At 72.0% G+C, this 21,361-nt stretch carries 19 protein-coding genes; 11 read left to right on the top strand and 8 right to left on the bottom strand.

Annotation, left to right across the window (positions count from 1 at the left end; genetic code table 11):
• The first annotated feature begins 1 nt into the window (after window position 1).
• The 4 genes from sufC to ACFC0B_RS22560 are packed head-to-tail and all read left to right on the top strand — an operon-like array spanning window position 2 to window position 2,908.
• Window positions 2–766: a Fe-S cluster assembly ATPase SufC gene (sufC, locus tag ACFC0B_RS22545; RefSeq protein ID WP_350552684.1), complete on the top strand. Its 765-nt coding sequence runs from the start codon at window positions 2–4 to the stop codon at window positions 764–766.
• Between the two features lie 23 nt (window positions 767–789).
• Window positions 790–2,037 (top strand): cysteine desulfurase, encoded by a 1,248-nt coding sequence (locus ACFC0B_RS22550; protein WP_376088979.1) that lies wholly within the window; start codon window positions 790–792, stop codon window positions 2,035–2,037.
• Between the two features lie 19 nt (window positions 2,038–2,056).
• The gene (gene sufU, locus ACFC0B_RS22555) at window positions 2,057–2,509 is read left to right on the top strand and encodes a Fe-S cluster assembly sulfur transfer protein SufU (protein ID WP_376088447.1); all 453 of its coding nucleotides are present in this window, start codon (window positions 2,057–2,059) and stop codon (window positions 2,507–2,509) included.
• Window positions 2,510–2,533: 24 nt separating this feature from the next.
• Window positions 2,534–2,908 (top strand): metal-sulfur cluster assembly factor, encoded by a 375-nt coding sequence (locus ACFC0B_RS22560; protein ID WP_376088450.1) that lies wholly within the window; start codon window positions 2,534–2,536, stop codon window positions 2,906–2,908.
• Window positions 2,909–2,976: 68 nt separating this feature from the next.
• Here the strand turns inward: ACFC0B_RS22560 and ACFC0B_RS22565 are convergent, their stop codons facing one another.
• Complete coding sequence (locus ACFC0B_RS22565) at window positions 2,977–4,080, bottom strand: serine hydrolase domain-containing protein (protein ID WP_376088453.1); 1,104 nt, start codon at window positions 4,078–4,080, stop codon at window positions 2,977–2,979.
• A gap of 293 nt (window positions 4,081–4,373) precedes the next feature.
• Between ACFC0B_RS22565 and ACFC0B_RS22570 the strand changes: the two genes are divergently transcribed.
• Window positions 4,374–5,219 (top strand): hypothetical protein, encoded by an 846-nt coding sequence (locus ACFC0B_RS22570; protein WP_376088456.1) that lies wholly within the window; start codon window positions 4,374–4,376, stop codon window positions 5,217–5,219.
• Here ACFC0B_RS22570 and ACFC0B_RS22575 read toward each other — a convergent pair.
• The 3 genes from ACFC0B_RS22575 to ACFC0B_RS22585 all read right to left on the bottom strand — a co-directional run bounded on the left by ACFC0B_RS22575 (window position 5,189) and on the right by ACFC0B_RS22585 (window position 7,364).
• Complete coding sequence (locus ACFC0B_RS22575) at window positions 5,189–5,986, bottom strand: aldo/keto reductase (RefSeq protein WP_376088459.1); 798 nt, start codon at window positions 5,984–5,986, stop codon at window positions 5,189–5,191. The two genes, ACFC0B_RS22570 and ACFC0B_RS22575, sit on opposite strands and share 31 nt — an antisense overlap.
• Window positions 5,920–7,113 (bottom strand): JmjC domain-containing protein, encoded by a 1,194-nt coding sequence (locus ACFC0B_RS22580; RefSeq protein WP_376088462.1) that lies wholly within the window; start codon window positions 7,111–7,113, stop codon window positions 5,920–5,922. The genes ACFC0B_RS22575 and ACFC0B_RS22580 overlap by 67 nt, the downstream gene beginning before the upstream one ends.
• 80 nt (window positions 7,114–7,193) lie before the next feature.
• Window positions 7,194–7,364, bottom strand: a complete 171-nt coding sequence (locus tag ACFC0B_RS22585; RefSeq protein WP_376089009.1) for a hypothetical protein — start codon at window positions 7,362–7,364, stop codon at window positions 7,194–7,196.
• A 640-nt stretch (window positions 7,365–8,004) separates the two neighbouring features.
• Here ACFC0B_RS22585 and ACFC0B_RS22590 point away from each other — a divergent pair.
• Together ACFC0B_RS22590 and ACFC0B_RS22595 are read left to right on the top strand one after the other, a co-directional pair.
• A complete protein-coding gene (locus tag ACFC0B_RS22590; protein ID WP_376088465.1) occupies window positions 8,005–9,462 on the top strand; it encodes a hypothetical protein in 1,458 nt (485 codons plus the stop codon).
• Between the two features lie 17 nt (window positions 9,463–9,479).
• Entirely contained in the window at window positions 9,480–9,965 is a 486-nt protein-coding gene (locus ACFC0B_RS22595; protein WP_376088468.1) for a hypothetical protein, read from the top strand.
• Between the two features lie 185 nt (window positions 9,966–10,150).
• On the opposite strand, the gene ACFC0B_RS22600 is transcribed toward ACFC0B_RS22595, so the two are convergent.
• Together ACFC0B_RS22600 and ACFC0B_RS22605 are read right to left on the bottom strand one after the other, a co-directional pair.
• Complete coding sequence (locus ACFC0B_RS22600) at window positions 10,151–10,582, bottom strand: NUDIX domain-containing protein (protein WP_376088471.1); 432 nt, start codon at window positions 10,580–10,582, stop codon at window positions 10,151–10,153.
• Window positions 10,583–10,734: 152 nt separating this feature from the next.
• Complete coding sequence (locus ACFC0B_RS22605) at window positions 10,735–12,066, bottom strand: MFS transporter (protein ID WP_376088474.1); 1,332 nt, start codon at window positions 12,064–12,066, stop codon at window positions 10,735–10,737.
• A gap of 335 nt (window positions 12,067–12,401) precedes the next feature.
• On the opposite strand from ACFC0B_RS22605, the gene ACFC0B_RS22610 reads away from it, so the two are divergent.
• The gene (locus ACFC0B_RS22610; RefSeq protein WP_376088477.1) at window positions 12,402–14,024 is read left to right on the top strand and encodes a hypothetical protein; all 1,623 of its coding nucleotides are present in this window, start codon (window positions 12,402–12,404) and stop codon (window positions 14,022–14,024) included.
• Between the two features lie 16 nt (window positions 14,025–14,040).
• On the opposite strand, the gene ACFC0B_RS22615 is transcribed toward ACFC0B_RS22610, so the two are convergent.
• Window positions 14,041–14,487, bottom strand: coding sequence for a VOC family protein (locus ACFC0B_RS22615; RefSeq protein WP_376088480.1), 447 nt, complete (start codon window positions 14,485–14,487; stop codon window positions 14,041–14,043).
• A gap of 189 nt (window positions 14,488–14,676) precedes the next feature.
• Between ACFC0B_RS22615 and ACFC0B_RS22620 the strand changes: the two genes are divergently transcribed.
• Window positions 14,677–16,044 carry a hypothetical protein gene (locus tag ACFC0B_RS22620; RefSeq protein ID WP_376088483.1) on the top strand — a complete coding sequence of 456 codons (1,368 nt, stop codon included), beginning with the start codon at window positions 14,677–14,679 and terminating at the stop codon, window positions 16,042–16,044.
• Between the two features lie 266 nt (window positions 16,045–16,310).
• Window positions 16,311–17,792 carry an alkaline phosphatase PhoX gene (locus ACFC0B_RS22625; protein ID WP_376088486.1) on the top strand — a complete coding sequence of 494 codons (1,482 nt, stop codon included), beginning with the start codon at window positions 16,311–16,313 and terminating at the stop codon, window positions 17,790–17,792.
• A gap of 63 nt (window positions 17,793–17,855) precedes the next feature.
• Here ACFC0B_RS22625 and ACFC0B_RS22630 read toward each other — a convergent pair whose 3' ends face one another.
• Entirely contained in the window at window positions 17,856–19,457 is a 1,602-nt protein-coding gene (locus tag ACFC0B_RS22630) for a PucR family transcriptional regulator (protein WP_376088489.1), read from the bottom strand.
• Window positions 19,458–19,680: 223 nt separating this feature from the next.
• Between ACFC0B_RS22630 and pruA the strand changes: the two genes are divergently transcribed.
• Window positions 19,681–21,309 (top strand): L-glutamate gamma-semialdehyde dehydrogenase, encoded by a 1,629-nt coding sequence (pruA, locus tag ACFC0B_RS22635; RefSeq protein WP_376088492.1) that lies wholly within the window; start codon window positions 19,681–19,683, stop codon window positions 21,307–21,309.
• Window positions 21,310–21,361 lie beyond the last annotated feature (52 nt).

Genomic DNA, 21,361 nt, shown 5'->3' on the forward strand with positions numbered 1-21,361 from the left:
CATGGCTACCCTTGAAATCCGCGACCTGCACGTCTCCGTCGAGGCCGAGAACGGCCCCCGGGAGATCCTGAAGGGCGTCGACCTGACCGTGAAGCAGGGCGAGACCCACGCCATCATGGGTCCGAACGGCTCCGGCAAGTCCACCCTGGCCTACTCGCTGGCCGGCCACCCCAAGTACACCGTCACCGGCGGCTCCGTCCTGCTGGACGGCGAGGACGTGCTGGAGATGTCCGTCGACGAGCGCGCCCGGGCCGGCGTCTTCCTGGCCATGCAGTACCCGGTCGAGGTCCCCGGCGTCTCGGTCTCCAACTTCCTGCGCACCGCCGCCACCGCCGTCCGCGGCGAGGCCCCCAAGCTGCGGCTGTGGGTGAAGGAGGTCAAGGAGGCGATGGCCGCCCTCCAGATGGACCCGGCCTTCGCCGAGCGCAACGTCAACGAGGGCTTCTCCGGCGGCGAGAAGAAGCGCCACGAGATCCTCCAGCTGGAGCTGCTCAAGCCGAAGATCGCGATCCTCGACGAGACCGACTCCGGCCTGGACGTCGACGCGCTGCGGGTCGTCTCCGAGGGCATCAACCGGGTGCGTTCGACCGGCGAGGTGGGCACCCTGCTGGTCACCCACTACACCCGCATCCTGCGGTACATCAAGCCCGACCAGGTCCACGTCTTCGCGGGCGGCCGCATCGTCGAGTCCGGCGGTGCCGAGCTGGCCGACAAGCTGGAGGAGGAGGGCTACGAGGCCTACGTGAAGGGTGGCGCGTCCGAGTGACCCGTACGCACGAGTCGGCGGTCCTGTCGGGCCTGCTCGACACCGACGCGATCCGCAAGGACTTCCCGGTTCTGCAGCGCCTGCTGCACGACGACAAGCAGCTCGTCTACCTGGACAACGCGGCCACCTCGCAGAAGCCCCGCCAGGTGCTCGACGCGCTGAACGCCTACTACGAGCGGCACAACGCCAACGTCCACCGCGGCGTGCACGTGCTCGCCGAGGAGGCCACGGCGCTGTACGAGGGCGCCCGCGACAAGGTCGCGGCGTTCATCAACGCGCCGAGCCGCGACGAGGTGATCTTCACCAAGAACGCCTCCGAGTCGCTCAACCTGGTCGCCAACATGCTCGGCTGGGCCGACGAGCCCTACCGGGTGGACGCCGAGTCCGAGATCGTCATCACGGAGATGGAGCACCACTCCAACATCGTCCCGTGGCAGCTGCTCTCGCAGCGCACCGGCGCGAAGCTGAAGTGGTTCGGGCTGACCGACGAGGGCCGGCTCGACCTGTCCAACATCGACGAGCTGATCACCGAGAAGACCAAGGTGGTCTCCTTCACCCTGGTCTCCAACCTGCTCGGCACGGTCAACCCGGTCGAGGCCATCGTGCGCAAGGCGCAGGACGTCGGCGCGCTGGTCGTGATCGACGCCTCGCAGGCCGCGCCGCACATGGTGCTGGACGTGCAGGCGCTGGAGGCCGACTTCGTCGCCTTCACCGGTCACAAGATGCTGGCCCCGACCGGCATCGGCGTGCTCTGGGGCCGCCAGGAGCTGCTGGAGGACCTCCCGCCGTTCCTCGGCGGCGGCGAGATGATCGAGACCGTCACCATGGGCTCGTCCACCTACGCCCCGGCGCCGCACAAGTTCGAGGCCGGCACCCCGCCGATCGCCCAGGCGGTCGGGCTGGGCGCGGCCGTCGACTACCTGACCGGCATCGGCATGGAGCGGATCGCCGCCCACGAGCACGCCATCACCGCGTACGCGGTCGAGCGGCTGCTGGAGGTCCCGGACCTGCGGATCATCGGCCCGCGCACGGCCGTCGACCGCGGCGCGGCGATCTCGTTCACGCTGGGCGACATCCACCCGCACGACGTGGGCCAGGTGCTCGACGAGCAGGGCATCGCGGTGCGCGTCGGCCACCACTGCGCGCGGCCGGTCTGCCTGCGGTACGGAATTCCGGCGACCACGCGGGCGTCGTTCTACCTGTACTCGACGCCGGGCGAGGTCGACGCGCTGATCGACGGCCTGCACCACGTCCGGAACTTCTTCGGCTGACGGGACGGGGCACGCGATCATGAAGCTCGACTCGATGTACCAGGACATCATCCTGGACCACTACCGCAACCCCCACGGCAAGGGGCTGCGCGACGGTGACGCCGAGGTGCACCACGTCAACCCGACCTGCGGCGACGAGATCACCCTGCGGGTGAAGCTCGACGGCGGCACCGTCGCCGACGTCTCGTACGAGTCGCAGGGCTGTTCGATCAGCCAGGCCAGTGCCTCGGTGCTGAACGACCTGGTGGTCGGCAAGTCCGTGGGCGAGGCGCAGGCGGTCCAGGAGGCCTTCCTGGAGCTGATGCAGAGCAAGGGCCAGGGCGAGGGCGACGAGGAGGTGCTGGAGGACGCCGTCGCGTTCGCCGGCGTCTCCAAGTACCCGGCCCGGGTCAAGTGCGCCCTGCTCAGCTGGATGGCCTGGAAGGACGCCACCGCCAAGGCCCTCGCCGAGCACCCCGCCGTCACCGACTGACCCCGCAGAGGAGGAGAACCACCCATGAGCGACGAAACCACCTCCCCCGCGGAGGAGACCGCGTCCGGCCCGGTCGGCACCAGCGCCGGCACCGTCTCCGTCGAGGACCTGACCGAGGCCCTGATGGACGTCGTCGACCCCGAACTGGGCATCGACGTCGTCAACCTGGGCCTGATCTACGGCGTCCACATCGACGAGTCCGACGTGGCCACCATCGACATGACCCTCACCTCGGCGGCCTGCCCGCTGACCGACGTCATCGAGGACCAGGCCAAGACCGCCACCGACGGCCTCGTCCAGGACCTGCGCATCAACTGGGTCTGGATGCCGCCGTGGGGCCCCGACAAGATCACCGACGACGGCCGCGAGCAGCTCCGCGCCCTCGGCTTCAACGTCTGAGGCCTGTCGTTCTCGCGCGGCCCCTTCCCCTTCTCCGGGGGAAGGGGCCGCGCGGTTTCAGCTCCCGGTCAGCTCCCGGTGACCTTCGCGACCAGCTCGCCGATCCGGTCGACCGCGGTGGAGGGCCCGGGGAAGAACCGGTTCTTGGTCAGCGCGAAGGCGGTCCCGGTCGTGGTGTCGGCGTACGCCGCGCTGCCTCCCATGCCGGGCATGCCGAAGGTGCTCCGGGTCCGCCGCAGGTCGGCCCCGGGCCGGCCGAGGTTCCAGCCCAGCGCGCGCGGCACCGGGAAGCCGATCAGTTGGTCGACGTCGTCCGTGGCCAGGGCCGTGACCTCGCGCAGCCGCTCGTCCGAGACCAGGCGGACACCGTCCACCTCACCGAGCAGCGCGGCGTACATCCGGGCCACCGCGCGGGCGGACATCGTGCCGCCCGAGGGGATGTCCGAGGTGAGCACCACGGGGTCGTTGCCGTACGCGGCGCCGGGGGTCACGGCGGGCGGCGTGGCCCTGAACAACGGCAGGTCGGCGGGCATCGCCGCCATGATCGCGGCGGTACCGGGCGCCTCCTCCAGCCGGGCGAGCCGCCCGAGCTCGGACTGCGGGACACCGAAGTACAGCTCGTCGGCGATGCCCAGCGGTGCGGCCACCTCCTGCCCGAGCACCTGCGAGATCGGCTTGCCGGTGGCCCGGCGCACGATCTCGCCCATCACGAAGCCCCAGGTCATCGCGTGGTAGCCGGTCCTGGTCCCGGGCTCCCACCAGGGCTCGGAGCCGGCGATCAGCGCGCACATCCCGTCCCAGTCGGCCAGGTCCCGCACCGTGAGGCCGGCCGGCACCGCCGGGACGCCGAGGGAGTGGGTCAGCGCGTGGCGAACGGTCGCCTTGCCCTTGCCGTGGGCACCGAACTCGGGCCAGAGCTCCACGATCGGCCGGTCGTAGTCGAGGACCCCGCGCTCCGCGAGCACGTGCACCACCGTCGCGGTCACCCCCTTGCCGGTGGAGGCGCTGTAGAACGGGGTGTCCGAGCCGACCGGCCGCCCGCTCCCCGGATCCGCGACCCCCGCCACCGCGTCCACCACCAGCTCCCCGTGCCGGTACACCGCGACCTGGATCCCCAGCTCCTCGCCCGACTCCACCATCTCGTCAACGGCCCGCTGCACAAGCTCCTGCATCGCGCATCCCTCCTCGGCTGCGGCGCTCACGTGCACCGCTCACCCGTGAGTCGCCACCGAGGGAGGGATCTCGACATGCGGTGCTCTCGCTCCCCGCAGGGCGGCGCGTGCGCGTGCGACACCCCGGGCCGTCACGGAAGCGCCGCTCCCGACCGCCGCGGGCCGCGCTCGTGCGAGGCCGGCGCAGGCCCGTTCCCGCACCGTCGGGGTCGCAATCTTCTCTTTGAGCGCGGAACGCATCACGTCATTTGACGCAGCGTGAGGCGTTGGGTGACTCCCGCTACCCTTGCCCCATGACGGATCTGCGCCGGGTGTCCGTGGATGAAGTGCTGGAACGCGCCGAGACCGCGTTGGGCACCCGGCTCGACCGGGCGTCGATGGTTCGCAAGCGCCGATCCGTGGGCGCCCGCACCGAACGCGGCACGTGGGTACGGATCGAACGGCGCGGGCTGGAACGGATCGGCGCCCAGGGCGGGGACGGCACGCCGTCGGCCGAGGCGCTGAGCGGCATCGCGAAGCCCGCCTGGCTGGCAGGTGTCGCCTGGCGGGACGACGCCGAGCCGGTGATGTGGCGGGCAGACGAGACCCGGCTCCTGCCGTCCGAACCAGTGGGGCCCGCGGTGGTGGTGGACGTGCCCGAGCTGTCTCCCGTTTGGTGGGCGCAGCTGAACGCCTCCCTGGATTCGCTGGCGCGACAGCGGACGAACCGGATCGCCACGCCCGACACCGAGACGATCACGCAGGACCTGGTGACGCGAACGATCCGCCAGGTGTTCCCGCACGTCGACACGACCGTGGACGAGTGGCACCCGGCACACGCGGACCTGAACTGGGCGAACGTGACGGCTCCGGAGTTCTGTCTCTTCGACTGGGAGGACTGGGGCATGGCCCCACGCGGCCTGGACTCCGCCACCCTATGGGCCGCGTCTCTCGCGGTACCTGCACTGGCCACCCACGTCCGCGCCGAACGGAGCGCCGACTTCGAGAGCCGGGACGGCCAGTTGATGACGCTGTTCGTCGCGGCGAAGATCCTCGGGCCATACGCACATCCTGAGGACCCCCGCCTTGAGGGAGCCCGCGCACTGGCGGAGCAGGTGGTGAAGGAGCTTCAGGCGGACTGGCGCAGGAGCTGCCGGTAAGCCTGGAGGGCATGTGTGTCGATCTCGTGCTCCAGTCCGCCGCAAAGCTCCCGCAGGTGCTCGGCGTCATCGGTACCGACCGCCACCGCCTCCACCTCGGGCAGTGCGAAGGCGACCCGGAACGCCGCCTGCACCGGTGTGGCGTCAGACGACCGCAGGAACACCCTCGGGTCGATCTTCTGCCACACAGGGTCGGTCGCACTGCCGCCGAAGGGACTCATCCCATGCACCCGGGTCGGCCTCCACGCGGTCACCAACGCTTCTGCGGCGTCGAGGACGCTGCTGCTGACCAGGAGGCCCGAGCGGACCATGAGGACATCTGGGCGGAGCGCATCGAGGCCGATCAGCGGGCGCGGATCCCAGGTGGAGATCCCCCAGGAACCGCACCACCCCTGTTTCACCGCATCGGCCAGGACAGCGCACGCCTTCATCAGGGCCTGGGCGTCCGGCCCGGAGTGCTCCGGGTTGTGCAGCAGGACCGTGTCCGGTTCACGGCCGAGGTCGGCCACCACCGTCTCGACGGCTTCCCGCAGGCGTGCCGGGGAGAGGCTGTGCCCGTCACTGAAGTAGCCGACCTTGGTGGAGATCGAGAATTTCGGGAGCAGGGCGCCGGCCACCTCACTGAGGGTGCGGTGGGATCGGTGGTGGAGGTAGTTCGAGGCAGTGTCGATCGTGGTGACGCCGAGCCCCAGGGCTTCGGTCAGGATGTCGCGACGGTGACGAGACCGGTGTAGCCCGAGGACAACTCGTCGGTCAGCGGTGCGCACAGGTCCTCCTTGATCAGGATGTCGGCCACCTCGTGGATCTCGTCCCCGACGGTCACCGCCGCCTGTTCGAGCGGGACCGGTCGGCCGCTGAGCAGCGGTCGGAGGGCAGGCAGCGCCTTGGCGGCGAAGGTGAGCTGCTTCCCGGCCGACGTGACGCCTGCGGTGCCTTCGTACTCGGTGATCCGGGGCGGGAAGTGGGTGGTGCACACCACGGCGTCGAGTCCGCCGAAGATGTCCAGGAACGGGACCTGCCGGCCGGGGGCGGTCTGCTGCTCGTAGGCGGTCAGGAAGTTCTCCGGTCCGCGAACGCCGACGAGTCGGGTGACTGCTTCCACCAGCGGTGTGGTGTCGGTGCCGGTGCGGTCGAGGTCTCGGCGGAAGACCTCCTGCTCGCGGCACCAGTCGCCCAGCCAGGCCATCCAGGACGCGCCCGTGCGCTTGGTGATGCCGAAGGTCACATGCAGGCTGTGACCGGTGCCGCTGCGGGTGCGGGTGGCCTGGTGCCAGTGGCCGCGAGGGATGTGCATGACGTTGCCCGCGTGGAGCGTGCCGTTGAAGATCACGGTTTCGCTGGGGGCGCTGTTCGGGTCGGCGTCCCGGTACATGGGTGCGGTCCGGGACGCGGCCCGGACCTCCCAGTCCTTCTGCCCCGAGAGCTGGACCACGATCACATCGTGGTCGTCCCAGTGCAGGGGGAAGCCCTCGGCGGCGTTGGTGGTGAGGTAGGCGTTCACCTGCACCCGCTCGCGTGCCCACCACTGCAAGGCGCGGCAGGCGACTTCCATTGTGGGGTCGAAGACGTTGACCTGGTCCATGATCAGCGTCGCCCCCTGCCGGAGCAGGTCCCCGAGACGGTGCATGTTGGCCATCGGGATGGACTGTCCGCGCGGGCTGACGGTATCGGTGAAGTAGATGGCCGGGTGGACTTCCTCGCCCTTCTGGAAGGCCCGGAACTGCGGCCGGTTGAGGCTGCGCCGCATGGCGATGTCGAGCAGCTTGTTCGGGGTGAGGATGCGCGACAGCAGCGCGTCGTCCTCGATCCGCCCGAGCGCGAAGCCCGCGCCGATCGGTTCGGAGCCGTCCCAGCCCAGGGCCGTCTCGATTGCGGTGATCAAGCGGTGTTCCACTTCTACCTCCTGGAAAGTGTTGGACTCAGGGCCGGGGGCCCACTCGGTGCGTGAACCCCCGCCCCTGGGATGACCGGGTCCTACGCGACGTCGGTCAGGTTGCCGTCACCACCGGGCCAGGGCGCGTCGCCCGAGGAACCGGCGTTGTCGGACCGGAGGCTGTCGTACCTGTCCTGGACAGCGGTCAACTCCTGGACCGTGAGCAGAAGTCCGCACTCCTCCGGCGTCGGCTTCTTCATGTCGTTCTCCACGCGGTGCTCCTTCTGTCATGACTTCCGCCCACCTCTGAGCAGAAGGTTCGAGGGGGTGAATCGCCCTGTGCGGCTGAAGCCTGAAGTGGGTCAGATGGTCTGGGCGGCGTGGACGAGCACCGCGAGCCGTGCGTCTCCGGTCACCGACTGGTCCGCCGAGCACTCGAACCACACGACCTTGCCGGTCCCGAGCGGGTGCCATCCCCACGAGTTCGATGGTGCACAACTCGGCATCACGCAGTGCCTCGTCCGAGAGCGGTACCCGCCAGAACCGTGCGATCTCGACCACCAGGCGGCGAGCCGCCGGAATGGCCGACGGGTCCGGCATGACATCCCACTCCTGCGGCACCGGAAACGAAGCGATGTCGCTCATCAGTAGCGACCACCCCGCGGGTTGAGGGACGTGGGCTTCTCGAACCGCCAGGACCCGCAGGGGCCGACAGGCGAGACGGCGACGGTGACAGGCACACAACCTCCAGCCGAACTCTCGGATCGTGCGGCGGACCGCACGCAAATAAGGATCGGACCGGAAGCAGATTCAGACGATTCCCGTCGGGTGTTACCTGGACGGTAATAGCATCTGTGAGGAGAGGACTTGATGATTCGTAACCGGCTATGTTCCAAGTGAAGGCTGTGTCCGATGACGCACACCGGCCCGACCCGTGGTCCACGGCTGTCAGCCGAGCTGCTCGCACGCGAGGATCTCCGCCTGGCACTCGCTGAGCATGACTTCGCAGCAGCCTTCGGCCTGATCAAGAAGTACGGCGGTCTGTCCCAGAACCGCATCGCGGCGGCGTGCCAGCTCACTCCTGGCAAGGTCTCCGTGATCATGTCCGACGGATCCAAGCGGATCACCTCTTACGAGGTGATCGCCCGTATTGCCGATGGATTGGGCATCCCCGGCAACTTTCTCGGTCTGGCCCCGCGCTCATGGGAGAAGTGCAGCGCGGAAATGCCCAATACGATCGCGGTCAGCCCGCCGGACGTTGATTTCCCATGGCGGCCGGAGGTGACGACCACACTGGCCACAGAGCTCACCGGAACTGATCTCACCATGGACAGACGCACCGCCGCTTGGCTGCTCGCCGGCGCCGCAATCACCGGGACCGCTCTCCTGGACCCGCTCGAAGGGTGGCTGGTCCCGCCGGCACTCGCCTCTGAGCGCAGACGTCCGGGCCGCCTCGGGACCCACGACATCGGCCAACTCGAACACGCAGCCGTCGCGTTCCGTCAATGGGACCACCGTTTCGGCGGAGGCTTGCGGGCCAAGGCGGTGCTGGGCCAACTCAACGACATCGCCGCCGCTCTCGAAGAGCGGCAACGACCCGACATCGAGGGACGCCTCCACTGCGTCATGGCACAACTCGCCGGTACCGCAGCGACCATGATGTGGGATTCCGGACACCAACGCCGAGCGCAGGACTACTACCGCCTGGCCTTGCGCTCCACGCACGCGGGCGGTGACCGTGCGTTCGGAGCCAATGTCCTGGCCGGCATGGCACGCCAGATGCTGTGCACCGACCGGCCCGGCGACGCGCTCGAACTCGTCCGACTCGCGCAGGACGGCAGTCGCGGACATACCGGCCCCCGGGTTCGGGCCATGCTTCGCACGCGCGAAGCATGGGCCTACGCCGCGATGGGACGGGTAGCCGCGTTCCGGCGGGCAACCGACCAGGCCCGGGAAGAGCTTGCTTCGGCCGGCGCCGCCGAGGACGAACCGCACTGGATCGCGTACTTCGATGAAGCCGAGATCTCGGGGGTCACCGGCGGACGGCTGCTGGATCTTGCTCGCACCGACCCTCGCTTCCACGCCGAGGCTGCCGCCGACCACATCCGGGCAGCGCTTGCCGAGCGAGGGGCAGAAGCCGGTCGATCTCACGCACTCGACCGGATCGGGCTTGCCGAGGCCCAGTTCCTCATGGGCGACGTGTCGGGGGCCATTGAGGAGACCCACCGTGCTGTAGCCGCCGCCACGCTCACGAAGTCCGACCGGGTTCGCACCCAGCTCGGCAACCTCTACCGGCACACCGTCCGGGAATCCACGAACTCGGCCGTCAAGGAAGCCCGCGATAGCATCCGCGAGCTACTGGCGAACTGACTCAAAAGGGGAGCGGCATGACCGTGATCGCGGTGACCGGGCACATGGACCTCACCGAAGAGAGTGTCGTCCTGGTCCGCGAGGCGCTGGATCAGCTACTCGCTGACCACACCGAGCACGGTCTCACCGGTGTCTCGTGCATCGCCAAGGGCGCGGACTCGATCTTCGCCGATGCGGTGCTCTCGCTCGGCGGCCGACTGATCGCTGTAATCCCGTCGGCCGACTATCGTGAGACCAAGGTCAAGCCAGCGTACGCAGCCGAGTTCGACCGTCTTCACCAGGTCGCCGCCGAGGTTGTGGTCATGCCGTTCGCCGAGGCCAACCGCGAGGCGTACGAAGCCGCCAACAACGAGTTGCTGCGCCGTGCTGACCACTTGTTCGCCGTGTGGGACGGCAGGCCCGGCAGCGGGCGTGGGGGAACCGCTGACACTGTCGCCGCAGCCCGTGCCGCCCAGCTACCTGTGACGGTCGTGTGGCCCGAGGGTGCCTTCCGTACAAGCTGACGATGCCATGAGCGGACCGGCCCGCGCTCAAGGATCGGAAGGCGGGCCGGTCACCCGCGAGGCCGGCCGCCGCCCCGAAACGGATGTTTCGGGGCGGCGGTGTTTGTGCTGGTCAGGGACGCTTGGGGGCGCAGGCAGCGGTGGCGATGAGGAGGGGGCGTAGGCGTAGCGTGAGGTGTCCGCGACTACCGGGCGGCGGAGAGGTCTCCGCGTGCGACGGCCGCGCGGAGGACCGTGGCGATCTCCTGCGGCAGGAGGTTGACCGCGTCGAGGGCCTCGGTGGTCACGGGGATCTCCTCCAACAGGTACTCGCCCCGGCCTTCCTGGCTGAACTCGGGACCGCTGCGGTCCGCGAAGCTCCACTCCTCGATGGCGGCGAGGTAGAAGTCCTGGCGCTCGTCGTCGCTCTCGATGGTGTGGAGGAGGCTGACGATCCGGGCTTCGCCGGCGACCTCCTCGCGCACCTCGCGCAACAGGGCGTCCTCGGGGCTCGCGTCGGTCGGCTCGACCTTGCCGCCGACGATCACCCAGTACGGGTCGATGCCGGGACGAATGCGCTTGATCAGCAGCACGGTGTCGCTCGGAGTGAGGAGGACGGCGCGGACACGGTGCTGCATGGTGCTCTCTTCCTGTCGGTCTGAGCGGCCCACCATAGCTCTCGTTTCAACGTGCGGTGTCGAGATCAGACGGACGCCTGGAAGCCCCGGGGATGGGACGCCGCCGCCCCGGAACGGAGATCCGTTCCGGGGCGGCGGCGTTGTGCGGCGGGTCAGCCGTGCTCGGGGGCGCGGGCGACGGCGATCGCCAGGGCGGCGCAGAGGAGGGCGGCGAGGAGGGTGAAGCCGCCGGTGGCGGGGAGGAGGCCGTAGGCCTGGACGAGGGCGCCGACGGCGACGATGGGGAGGGAGGAGCCGAGGTAGACGATGATCCAGAGGGAGGAGAGCTCGGAGCCCCTCCGTTCGGGGTTCATCGCGGCGACGGCGGTGGTGAACAGGGAGCGGAAGGCGATGCCCTGGCAGGCGCCGCCGAGGACGCTGCCGATGAAGAGCAAGGCCGGGGTGCCGGTGTACTGGGCGGCGACGACCAGGGCCAGGCCGGCGGCCAGGCCAGCCATGCCGAGGGCGATGACCAGGCGGTCGGCGGTCGGCGGGACGAGCAGCTGGGCGACGGCCGAGGAGCCGAGGAGCAGGGCCGCGACCACGGCGCCGATCAGCTTGGAGTCGGTGTGCAGCAGCTTGGCGGCGAAGGCCGGGGCCAGGCTGAGGTAGACGCCGAAGACCGCGTAGGAGATGAAGCCGGCCGCGGCGGCGAGCAGGAAGGTGCGGCGGCCGGTGAGCGGCAGCCGCAGGCGCTGCGGGCGCAGGTGGGCCGGGGTGGTGATGCGGGGCGGGGCGGCCGGCGGGCGGTTGCGGCCGGGCATCCTCGGGTGGACCAGGGCCAGCGGCACGCAGAGCGCGAGCAGGGCGATCGCGTGCAGCAGGAACGGGCTGAGCAGCGGGTCGGAGCCGCCGGCCAGCAGGGCGCCGACCACCGGGCCGAGGGCCACGCCGCCCGCCGAGCAGGCGAGGGTGAGCTTGGCGGCCAGGGTCGGGTGGTCGGGCAGCAGGTCGCCGAGGGCGGCTCCGGCGGCGCCGGTGGTCAGGCCGACGGCGATGCCCTGGACGGCGCGGCCGGCGGCGAGCTGCCAGAAGCTGCCGGAGGTCGCGAACACGACGTCGCCGACGGCGGACAGCGCCACGGCGGGCAGGATCAGGGCGCGCCGGCCGAGGTGGTCGGACCAGTGGCCGACCACGGCCAGCACCGGGACCAGCGCGAACACGTAGACCGTGAAGAGGATCGTGGTGTCCAGCGCGGTCAGGTGCATCTGCTGCTGGAGGAGTGAGTAGATCGGCGTGGCCAGGTTGGCGCCGATCAGCATGAGGAGCAGGGCGGCGGCGACGAGGCCGACGCGGACACCGCGCAGCGCGTTCCAGCGGCTGATCGCGGCGAGCTGGAGCTGGGCGCGCGGCGCGAGCTCCAGGGGAAGCAGGGCCTCCGACAGTCGGCGTCCGTCGAACTGCGCGGTGCGCAGGCCGGAGCCGGCGGGGGAGAGGTCCGCCATGGCAGGGGTCTCCTGTGGCCGGGCACCACCCGGGTCGGCGGGGTGTGCCGGCGCGCCCGTCCTGGCGGCGCTGTGGTGGTGGCCTCGGTGCGGGCTCCCTGGTGGTGCAGGTGAGCTGAGAGGGGGGGGGCTACGTTGCCCGTCGGCGCGCGCGGGGTTGTGCGCGGTACCGACTTCGAAGGATAAGGGGTGGGCGCACGGTTGCGGCGCGCGCCCCTGGCGGCCGGGCATCGGGCGTGCCCGGCCTATACGCTGAGGTGGTGGACCGGTGACGCGGAGGTGATCTCCACCGCCCCGGCCCGGCTGACCGCTCGGCGTAGGGAGAACGCGCAACGATGGCCGCACGACGTCGTAGGAACGCCGACACCCCGGCGGCGGGTGCGCCGGGCGAGGGCGCGGTCCTGCCCGCCGACCTGGAGCTGCAGGATCTGTACGGGGCGTTCGCCGCGCACGGGCTGGACGACGACGACCTGGACGACGCCGCGGTGCTGGTGCCGCCCGTCACGCTGCCGTCCGAGCCGGAGCTGGCCGAGCTGGCGAAGGCCGTCCCGATGTTCGGGTGGGCGCTGGCGCTGGCCCGCTGGGCGGCGCCGCACCGTGCGGTGGACGAGTTCGGCGACCTCACCGGCCCGGACCGCGCCCCGGCCGCCCGGCTGCTGGGCCTGGCCCCCGCGGAGGGGGACGCGCCGGAGGAGGCGGTGGTCGAGGCGATGCGCGCCTGGTCGCTGGCCTGTGACCTGGACCTGGTCGAGATCGGCACCACGGCGGCCGGCGAGCACGTCGCGGTCCCCGGCCCGGACCTGGAGCCGGCCGAGGCGGGCGACGCCGACACCGTCCTGGAGCTGTGGCTGACGGCCGCCGGGATCGTCCGCGAGCTGGCGGTGGAGGCGGACTCCCAGGAGCTGGAGGCGGAGGACGGGGAGCGGCCGGAGGACGCGGACGAGGACGGCCTGAACGAGGTCGAGGACGCCCGCGACGAGGCCGCCGAGCTGCTCGACGAGGCCCTCCAGGTGCTGTACGAGACCACCGCCTTCGCCGAGCCGGGCCACGAGACGGTGCCGCTGGGCGTGCTGGCGGCGCTGCTGGTGGTCCCGGAGGGGGAGGAGCCGAGCGACGAGCTGCTCGGCGACATCACCGATGTGATGGTCGCCCTGGACCCGATGCTCGCCGACCTCGCCGAGCTGGGCCTGCTGGAGTACCGGCCGATCGACCCGGAGCTCTTCGACGAGGAGGAGGAAGGGCCGGCCGGGCCCGCGGACCGGGCGGAGCCGGCGGAGCTGGACGAGGCGGAGTCCGCCCGGTTCGGGCTGGTCCGGCTCACCCCGCTGGGCCAGTACGGGATCCGGCAGTGGCTGCTGGAGGACGGCTACGACGCGCCGCTGGTCGGAGACCTGGCCCGGGGCGACGCCGCCGAGCTGCTCCGCGGGGTCAGCGAGGCCGCCAATGTGCTGCCCGAGGAGGAGCTGAAGGTCTGGGTGGCCGGCCGGGAGCCGGTGGCGGCGGCGCGCGAGCTGCTCGCGGCGGCGCGCGGCACCGACGCGTACGCCCCGATGCGGCGGCTGCTCTGCCACTCGGCGCTGACCCTGCTCGGCGCGCCCGCCGAGCCGGCCGTCCGGGAGGTGCTGGACGACCCGGAGCTGGGCGGCGGCGCGCGGGCCTGGCTGGTCTCGCTCGGCGTGGCGGACGTGCCCGCGCCGGACCGGGCGATGGCGCTGTGGACGGTCGTGGACGCCTTCGCGGCGCAGCTGCTGGACACCGGCGGCGATCCCGACCAGCTGCGCGACCTGGTCGCCGAGCTGCCGGTGACCGACGAGCCGGGCGGCTACTTCGGCGAGCTGTGGCGGGTCGAGCACCCGTACACGGCGGACGTGCTGGAGGCGGTCGGCGAGCTGCACCCGGACCGGGCGGTGGCGAAGGAGGCCCGCAAGGCCGCGTTCAAGGCGCGCTCCAAGGGCTGATCCGCGGCCGCGCCGTTCAGCGGGGCAGGTCGAGCGAGCCGTCCTCGGTGAAGGCGAAGAAGGGGTTGTGGGCCAGCTCCCAGAGGTGGCCGTCCGGGTCCTCGAAGTACCCGGAGTAACCGCCCCAGCCGGTCGCCGTCGGCGGTCTGACCACGACGGCGCCGGCCGCCACCGCCGTCTCCAGGGCGGTGTCCACCAGGGCCGGCGACTCCAGGTTCACGGCGAGGGTGACGCCCCGGAACGCCGGTTCGCCGACGGACGGTACGCCCGCCTCGGCGGCCAGCTCCTCGTGCGGGTAGAGGCCGAGCACCGAGTCGGCGGTGCGGAACCAGACGATGTCCGGGCTGGAGGCGGCGGAGCGGTGCCAGCCGAGCGCCTCGTAGAAGCGGGCGCTGCGGTCGAGGTCGCTCACACCCAGGGTGACGACGCTGAGCCGGGCCGGGACGGGTGTGCTTGCTGTCATGCCCGCCAGCGTAGGGACGGGGACCGACAGCGGCGCCCCGGACGCGGCCGTCCGGTGGGACGGCCGATCCGCCCGGCGGGCAAAGGGCCTGATGACCCGGCAGGTCGGGCCACGTATCGTTGCCCGGGTGTCGACGGCACGGTGCCGACGGCCCGGTGAGGGCGGCGAGGACAGGGGGTGCGGCGCGGGATGACGCGGGCGAGCGGAGGGGGCCGGGACGGCCGGTACGGGGACGGTGCGGGGACGGTGGACCCGTGCGACCGCCCGGGCGGAGGTCCGGAGGACTGCCCGAACCACCGCCCGGGTGAACCCCTGGACGGCCATCTCGACGGTCACCCGGACGGGCACCCGTCCGGGTCCCCGGGCAGGCGCCCGGACGGGCGCCCGGTCGGCGACCTGGAGGAGTTCCTGGCGGTCCAGGAGGAGTTCGCCCGCCGCACCCTCGTCGCGGCCGACTTCCCGGTGTACGGCGTCGCGCCCGTGCCGGGGCCGGCCGGCGGCGCGCTGGTCGCCTACGGGACGGACAGCGGCGCCGCCGCGGGCGCCGGACCGGAGGCGGAGCGGGCCGGACACCCCGGGTCGTGGGCCGCGCCCGGCTGGATCGAGGTCGGCTTCGGCGACTGGACCTCGGCCGACGGCCCCTACGTCACGGTGCGCACCCACCGGCCGGGCGCCGACCGCTTCGAGCCGCTGCCCGAGCTGGAGGACGTCGTCGAGGACGAGCGCGACCGGGTCTACGAACAGCTCGGCGTCGACGAGGGGGACACGCCCGGCCGGGTGCGGGCGCTGCGCGAGTGGATCACCGTCGACGGCGAGCCGCGCGCCGTCGAGGTGCACGAGGACCGGCGCGGCCTGTGGTCCGGCGCGGCGCTGCCCGGCTGCTGCCCGATGGGCGGGACCGAACCGGTCTGGGCGGGCCGGTTCCGGGTGGACGGGCTGACCGTCACGGTCTGCGGGCGCGGTGTGCCGCCGGGCGGCGTCGAGCTGGCGCGGATCGGGGACCACGAGCGCTACCTGAGCGGCCGCACCGCGCTGCTGCGCGAGCTGGCCGTCCGCCGCGCCCGGCACCTGCCGGTGGAGCAGCGCGAACTCTCCCCGGTCGCCGGGCTGGAGGCGCACCGGGCGGTGATCGCGCACGGCATCAGCGAGGCCGCCGCGCTGGAGGCGCGGCTGCGCTCCGGGCGCCCGCCCCGGCCGCTCCGGGGGGCGCACGCGGAGGCCGGCGCGCTGCGCTGGGAGACGGCGGTGCGCCAGCAGATGCGGCTGGCCTCGGAGACCCGGGCGGAGGCGGCCGAGGCGGTGGCCGCGATGGTCGAACAGCTGGGCCGGCTCTCCCAGGTGACGCACTGGGTGGTGGGCACGCCGGAGGGCGACGCCGCGGTGGAGGAGTCGATCCGGTACACGGTGTTCGCCAGCGAGGTGGCGAGCGTGCCGGCGCAGCGCGCCTGGCGGCAGGTCCGGCGGGGGGAGCGCGGCGAGCGCGGGGAGCAGCGGATGGGCGAGCAGCTGTGGCTGGCGGCCTGGGAGCAGTGGCGGGCGGCGCGGGTCGGACGGTGAGCCGGCGGCGGGCCTGACGGGCCGTCGGAGGCCGAACGGCGGGTGACGCCGGCCCGACCTGTGGTGTGACCTGTGGTAACGGGGTAAAAGGTGAGTCACGGGTTCGCATAAGGTCGGCAAATGACCACCTCGGAGAGGTGTCCGCTTCACCGGGCGTTCACCGGGCGGGCCGAGTCTGCTGGGCGTCGACGACCATCGTCGACACCTCGCACGCCACGCACCGGGGGGCTCCCCGGTCGGCGGCCCACCCCTCAGGAGTGACTGCCATGTCGCTGTCCCGCCGGGACTTCGTCAACCGTTCCACCATCGTCGGGGCCGGCGTTCTGATCGCCGGCAGCGCCGAGGCCCTGGCCAGCGCGCCGGGCGCGATCGCCGCCCCGGCCGGTGGCGAGGTTCCGGTCGCCGCGGCCGCCGAGGCCGAGCGCGTCGCCGTCGGCTACGGCCCGCTGGCCGCCGACCCGCAGGGCCTGCTGGCCCTGCCCAAGGGCTTCACGTACAAGGTCCTGAACCGCGCCGGCGTCAGCAAGCTGCGCACCGGCGAGTTCACCCCGAGCAACCACGACGGCACCTCGGCGTTCGAGGACGAGCGCGGCGGCAACCTGCTGGTCGTCAACCACGAGCTGGGCGGCGCCCGCGCCAACTGGCCGAACCCGGTCCCGCTGACCGAGGGCCACGTCTACGACCCGGGCGCGGCCGGCGGCTGCACCATCGTGCACGCCAAGGCCAACGGCAAGGTCGAGCAGTGGGTCGGCATCGCCGGCACCGCCACCAACTGCGCGGGCGGCGTCACCCCGTGGGGCACCTGGCTGTCCGGCGAGGAGACCGAGGACAAGGCCGGCAAGAACGGCTTCACCAAGGACCACGGCTACATCTTCGAGGTCGACCCGTTCGACGACGACTACAACCGCGACCCGCAGCCGGTGAAGGCGTTCGGCCGCTTCGCCCACGAGGCCGTCGTCGTCGACCCGAAGCGCGGCCACGTCTACCTGACCGAGGACGCCTCCAACCCGAACGGCCTGCTGTTCCGCTGGACCCCGGAGGCCGGCTTCAAGCACGGCCGCTACAAGCTGCGCAAGCTGGCCGCCGACGCCGGCGTGCTGGAGGCCTTCAAGGTCTTCGACGCCCAGGGCAAGTTCATCGACGACCTGTCCCGCGCCACCACGGTCGGCACCACCTACGGCGTGGACTGGGTCAAGGTCCAGGACCGCGACGCGCGGACCGTCTCCATCCGCAAGCAGTTCAAGGACGGCGAGGTCACCCGCGCCCGCAAGCTGGAGGGCATGTGGTGGGGTGACGGCGGCTTCTACTTCGTCTCCAGCTTCGCCCGCTCGGAGAGCCCGCTGCAGCACGACGGCCAGGTCTGGTTCTACAACCCGACCCGCCGCACCATCACCCTGAAGGTCCTGCTGGGCGTCAACACCGACGTCTGGGGCGACCACGACAACTACGACGGCCCGGACAACATCACCGTCTCGCCCTACGGCGGCATCGTGATCGCCGAGGACGGCGAGGGCGTCTCGCACCTGTTCGGCGCCACCGAGGACGGCCTGACCTACGCGATCGCCCGCAACGAGCTGAACATCGGCACCGCCGAGAAGCCCGAGTTCAGCGAGTTCACCGGCGTCACCTTCTCGGACGACGGCAAGACCCTGTTCGCCAACATCCAGACCCCGGGCATCCAGCTGGCCATCACCGGCCCGTGGCACCGCCTGAACGAGCACAAGCGCGGCCAGGGCTACGGCCAGTGAGCTGAGCGCGGCTGAACGACAGGGGTCCGTTCCCCGGAACGGGCCCCTGTCGCGTGCCCGGGCTCAGGGCTCGGCGGGCAGCCGCAGCTGGAGCATGGCGAGCAGCCGCTGCTGCGGCTGGGCCAGGTCGATGCCGGTCAGCTGCTCGGCCCGGCGCACCCGGTAGCGGAGGGTGTTCGGGTGGATGTGCAGGGCGTCCGCCGCGACCCGGACCTCGCCGAGCGCGTCCAGCCAGGCCAGCACCGACTCGGCGAGCCGGGTGCCGTGCCGCCGGTCGTACCCGGCGAGCGCGGTCAGCCGCGGGTCGCGCAGGCCGCCGCGCTCCTGGAGCAGCGCCAGGATCTCGCTGACCAGCACCTCCGCCTGGACGTCGATCAGCGCGGCGACCTCCAGGTCCACCCCGCCGCGGCCCATCGCGTCCAGGATCCGGTCCGCCTGGGCGCGCGACTCGGGCACCAGGGCGAGGCCGTCCACCGTCGAGCCGATCGCGGCGCGCAGCGGGACGCCCAGGTGGTCGCGGGCCGCCTCGACCACCTCCTGCGCCCAGCCGCGCACGGTGGCCATCGGCAGGTTGGCGGGCAGCTCCGGCAGCAGCACGTAGACCCGGGACTCGATCGGCGCGAGCAGCGCGGCGCGGTGCCGGGCCGCCGTGTGCACCGAGATGAGGCCGGTCACCTCGGCCCGGGTCAGCTGCTCGGTGGTGCCCGCGCTGTACGCCAGCACGGTGGCCGGGCGGCGCAGGTCGAGACCGAGGTGGGTGGCGAGCGACTGCGGGCCGGTGGAGCCCTCCAGCAGGCCGGTGAGCAGGGTCTGGGTCAGCCGCACGTCCGCCGACAGCTCCCGGCGCCGGCGCACCAGCTGGGCCGCGGCGACCCGGGCCGCGCCGATCAGGGCCTGCTCGGCGAGCGGGGCGAGCGGCTGGGAGCCCTCCTGCACCCAGATGGTGCCGAGCGGCTGCGCCCCGGCCCGGATGCCGATCGCCAGCCGGCGGCGCAGGCCCAGCTCCGGGTGCGGGTCGACCGCGATGGCGGTGTCCGAGCTGCGCAGGTGCTGGAAGACGCCCCACTCGCGGAGCTTGGACAGGTACGGCTCGGGGCCCTGCCAGCCGAGGATGGAGAGCCGGCGCAGGTCGTCGACCTCGTCGGAGTCGGAGGAGCGGGAGTAGGCGAGCACCCGGCTGGAGGTGTCCTCGATCGAGACGATGCCGTTGGTGAGGACGGCGACGGTCTGGGCGAGCGAGAAGAGGTCGCCGGCGTTGTGCTCGGCGGTGCCGGGGGTGTCCGGGGCGTCCGGACCGGCGATGATCGCGCGGGCCAGCGAGTCGAGGTGCTCCCAGCGGGTCTCCCGGCGCACCGACAGCAGCGCCACGCCCGCCTCGGTGGCGGCCTCGCGCAGCGCGTCGGCCTGCCCGGGGGCGTCCAGCTTGACGGCCACCGCGGCGGCCCCGGCCCGTCCGGCGGCGCGCAGCGCCGGGAGCGCGGCCCGGCCGCGGGCGCCGATGGCGAGCACGAGTTCGCCGGGGGCGGCGGTCGGCGGGTCCTCGGGGTCGAGGATGGCGACGTCGCGGACCGGGACGTCCAGCCCCTGCGGCGCGGCCTGGAGTTCGACGAGCGGCTCGCCCAGGGACATCAGCAGCTGCCGGAGCGGGAGGCCGGGGGTGGTCATACGGGCCTCCTCGGGGGCTCCTCGGGGCGTCCGGTGGGGCGTGCGTGGGGCGTGTGGTGGGTCGTCGCGCCGATTCTTCATCCGGGCGGACAACGCCGTCCGGATGATTTTAGCCGTCCGGCCAATCAAGCGGGCCCCCGTACAGGAATAGCGTTCGTCATGTGGCCGACGTGCGACCCGCGCCGGCATCCCCCCGCAAGAAACGAAGGAGAGCGTGCGCTCTATGGACGCTGTGACCCAGGTCCCCGCGCCGGTGAACGAGCCGGTCCACAGCTACGCCCCGGGCAGCCCGGAACGGGCCCGTCTGGAGGCCAAGCTGAAGGAGCTGGGCGGCCAGGAGCCGGTCCAGCTGACCATGACGATCAACGGTGAGCGCCGGATGGGCGGCGGCACCGAGTTCCACGTCGTCCAGCCGCACAACCACGCGGCGAGGCTCGGCACCCTGCGCAACGCCACCCAGGCGGACGCGCAGGACGCGATCGACGCTGCCCTGGCCGCGGCCCCGGCCTGGCAGGCGCTCTCCTTCGACTCCCGCGCCGCGATCTTCCTGCGCGCCGCCGACCTGCTGGCCGGCCCCTGGCGCGAGACCCTGGCCGCCGCCACCATGCTCGGCCAGTCCAAGACCGCGCAGCAGGCCGAGATCGACACCCCCTGCGAGCTGGTCGACTTCCTGCGCTTCAACGTGCACTTCGCCCGCCAGATCATGGCCGAGCAGCCGATCTCCTCGGACGGCGTGTGGAACCGCAGCGACCACCGCCCGCTGGAGGGCTTCGTCTACGCGATCACCCCGTTCAACTTCACCGCCATCGCCGGCAACCTGCCGACCGCGCCGGCGCTGATGGGCAACGTGGTGCTGTGGAAGCCCTCGCCGACCCAGCAGTTCGCCGCGCACCTGCTGATGCAGCTGCTGGAGGCGGCCGGCCTGCCCAAGGGCGTCATCAACATGGTGACCGGTGACGGCCTGGACGTCTCCGCCGTCGCGCTGAAGCACCCGGCGCTGGCCGGCATCCACTTCACCGGCTCCACCGCCACCTTCCAGCACCTGTGGCGCGAGGTCGGCACCAACATCTCCGGCTACCGCACCTACCCGCGGATCGTCGGCGAGACCGGCGGCAAGGACTTCCTGGTCGCCCACCCGTCCGCCGACAAGGCCGTGCTGAAGACCGCCATGACCCGCGGCGCCTTCGAGTTCCAGGGCCAGAAGTGCTCCGCCCTGTCCCGCGCCTACGTCCCGGCCTCGATCTGGGCCGAGCTGAAGGACGAGTTCCGCGACGAGGTCGACGGCCTCACCATGGGCGACGTCAGCGACCTGTCGAACTTCATGTCGGCCGTCATCGACGACCGCGCGTTCGCCAAGAACAAGGCCGCCATCGACCGCGCCCAGGCCGACCCGCGGGTCGAGGTCCTGGCCGGCGGCACCTACGACGACTCGGTCGGCTACTTCGTCCGCCCGACCGTCCTGGTCTGCGAGGACCCGGCGAGCGAGTACTTCCGCGACGAGTACTTCGGCCCGATCCTGGCCGTGCACGTCTACGAGGACGACAAGTACGACGAGATGCTGACCCAGATGGAGTCGGTGTCGGCCTACGGCCTGACCGGCGCGATCATCTCCCAGGACCGCGAGGCCGTGCAGCACGCGATGCTCAAGCTGCGCAACGCCGCCGGCAACTTCTACATCAACGACAAGCCGACCGGCGCGGTCGTCGGCCAGCAGCCGTTCGGCGGCGCCCGGGCCTCCGGCACCAACGACAAGGCCGGTGCCAAGCAGAACCTGGCGCGGTGGACCTCGACCCGCTCGGTCAAGGAGACCTTCGTCCCGCCGACGGACTACCGCTACCCGCACATGGGCTGAGTGCCCCGGACTCCTAGTCCCCGACGCCCCGGTCCCGCAGCCGGGCGCGTCC

The organism is Kitasatospora sp. NPDC056184, from assembly GCF_042268405.1.
Classification (GTDB): domain Bacteria; phylum Actinomycetota; class Actinomycetes; order Streptomycetales; family Streptomycetaceae; genus Kitasatospora.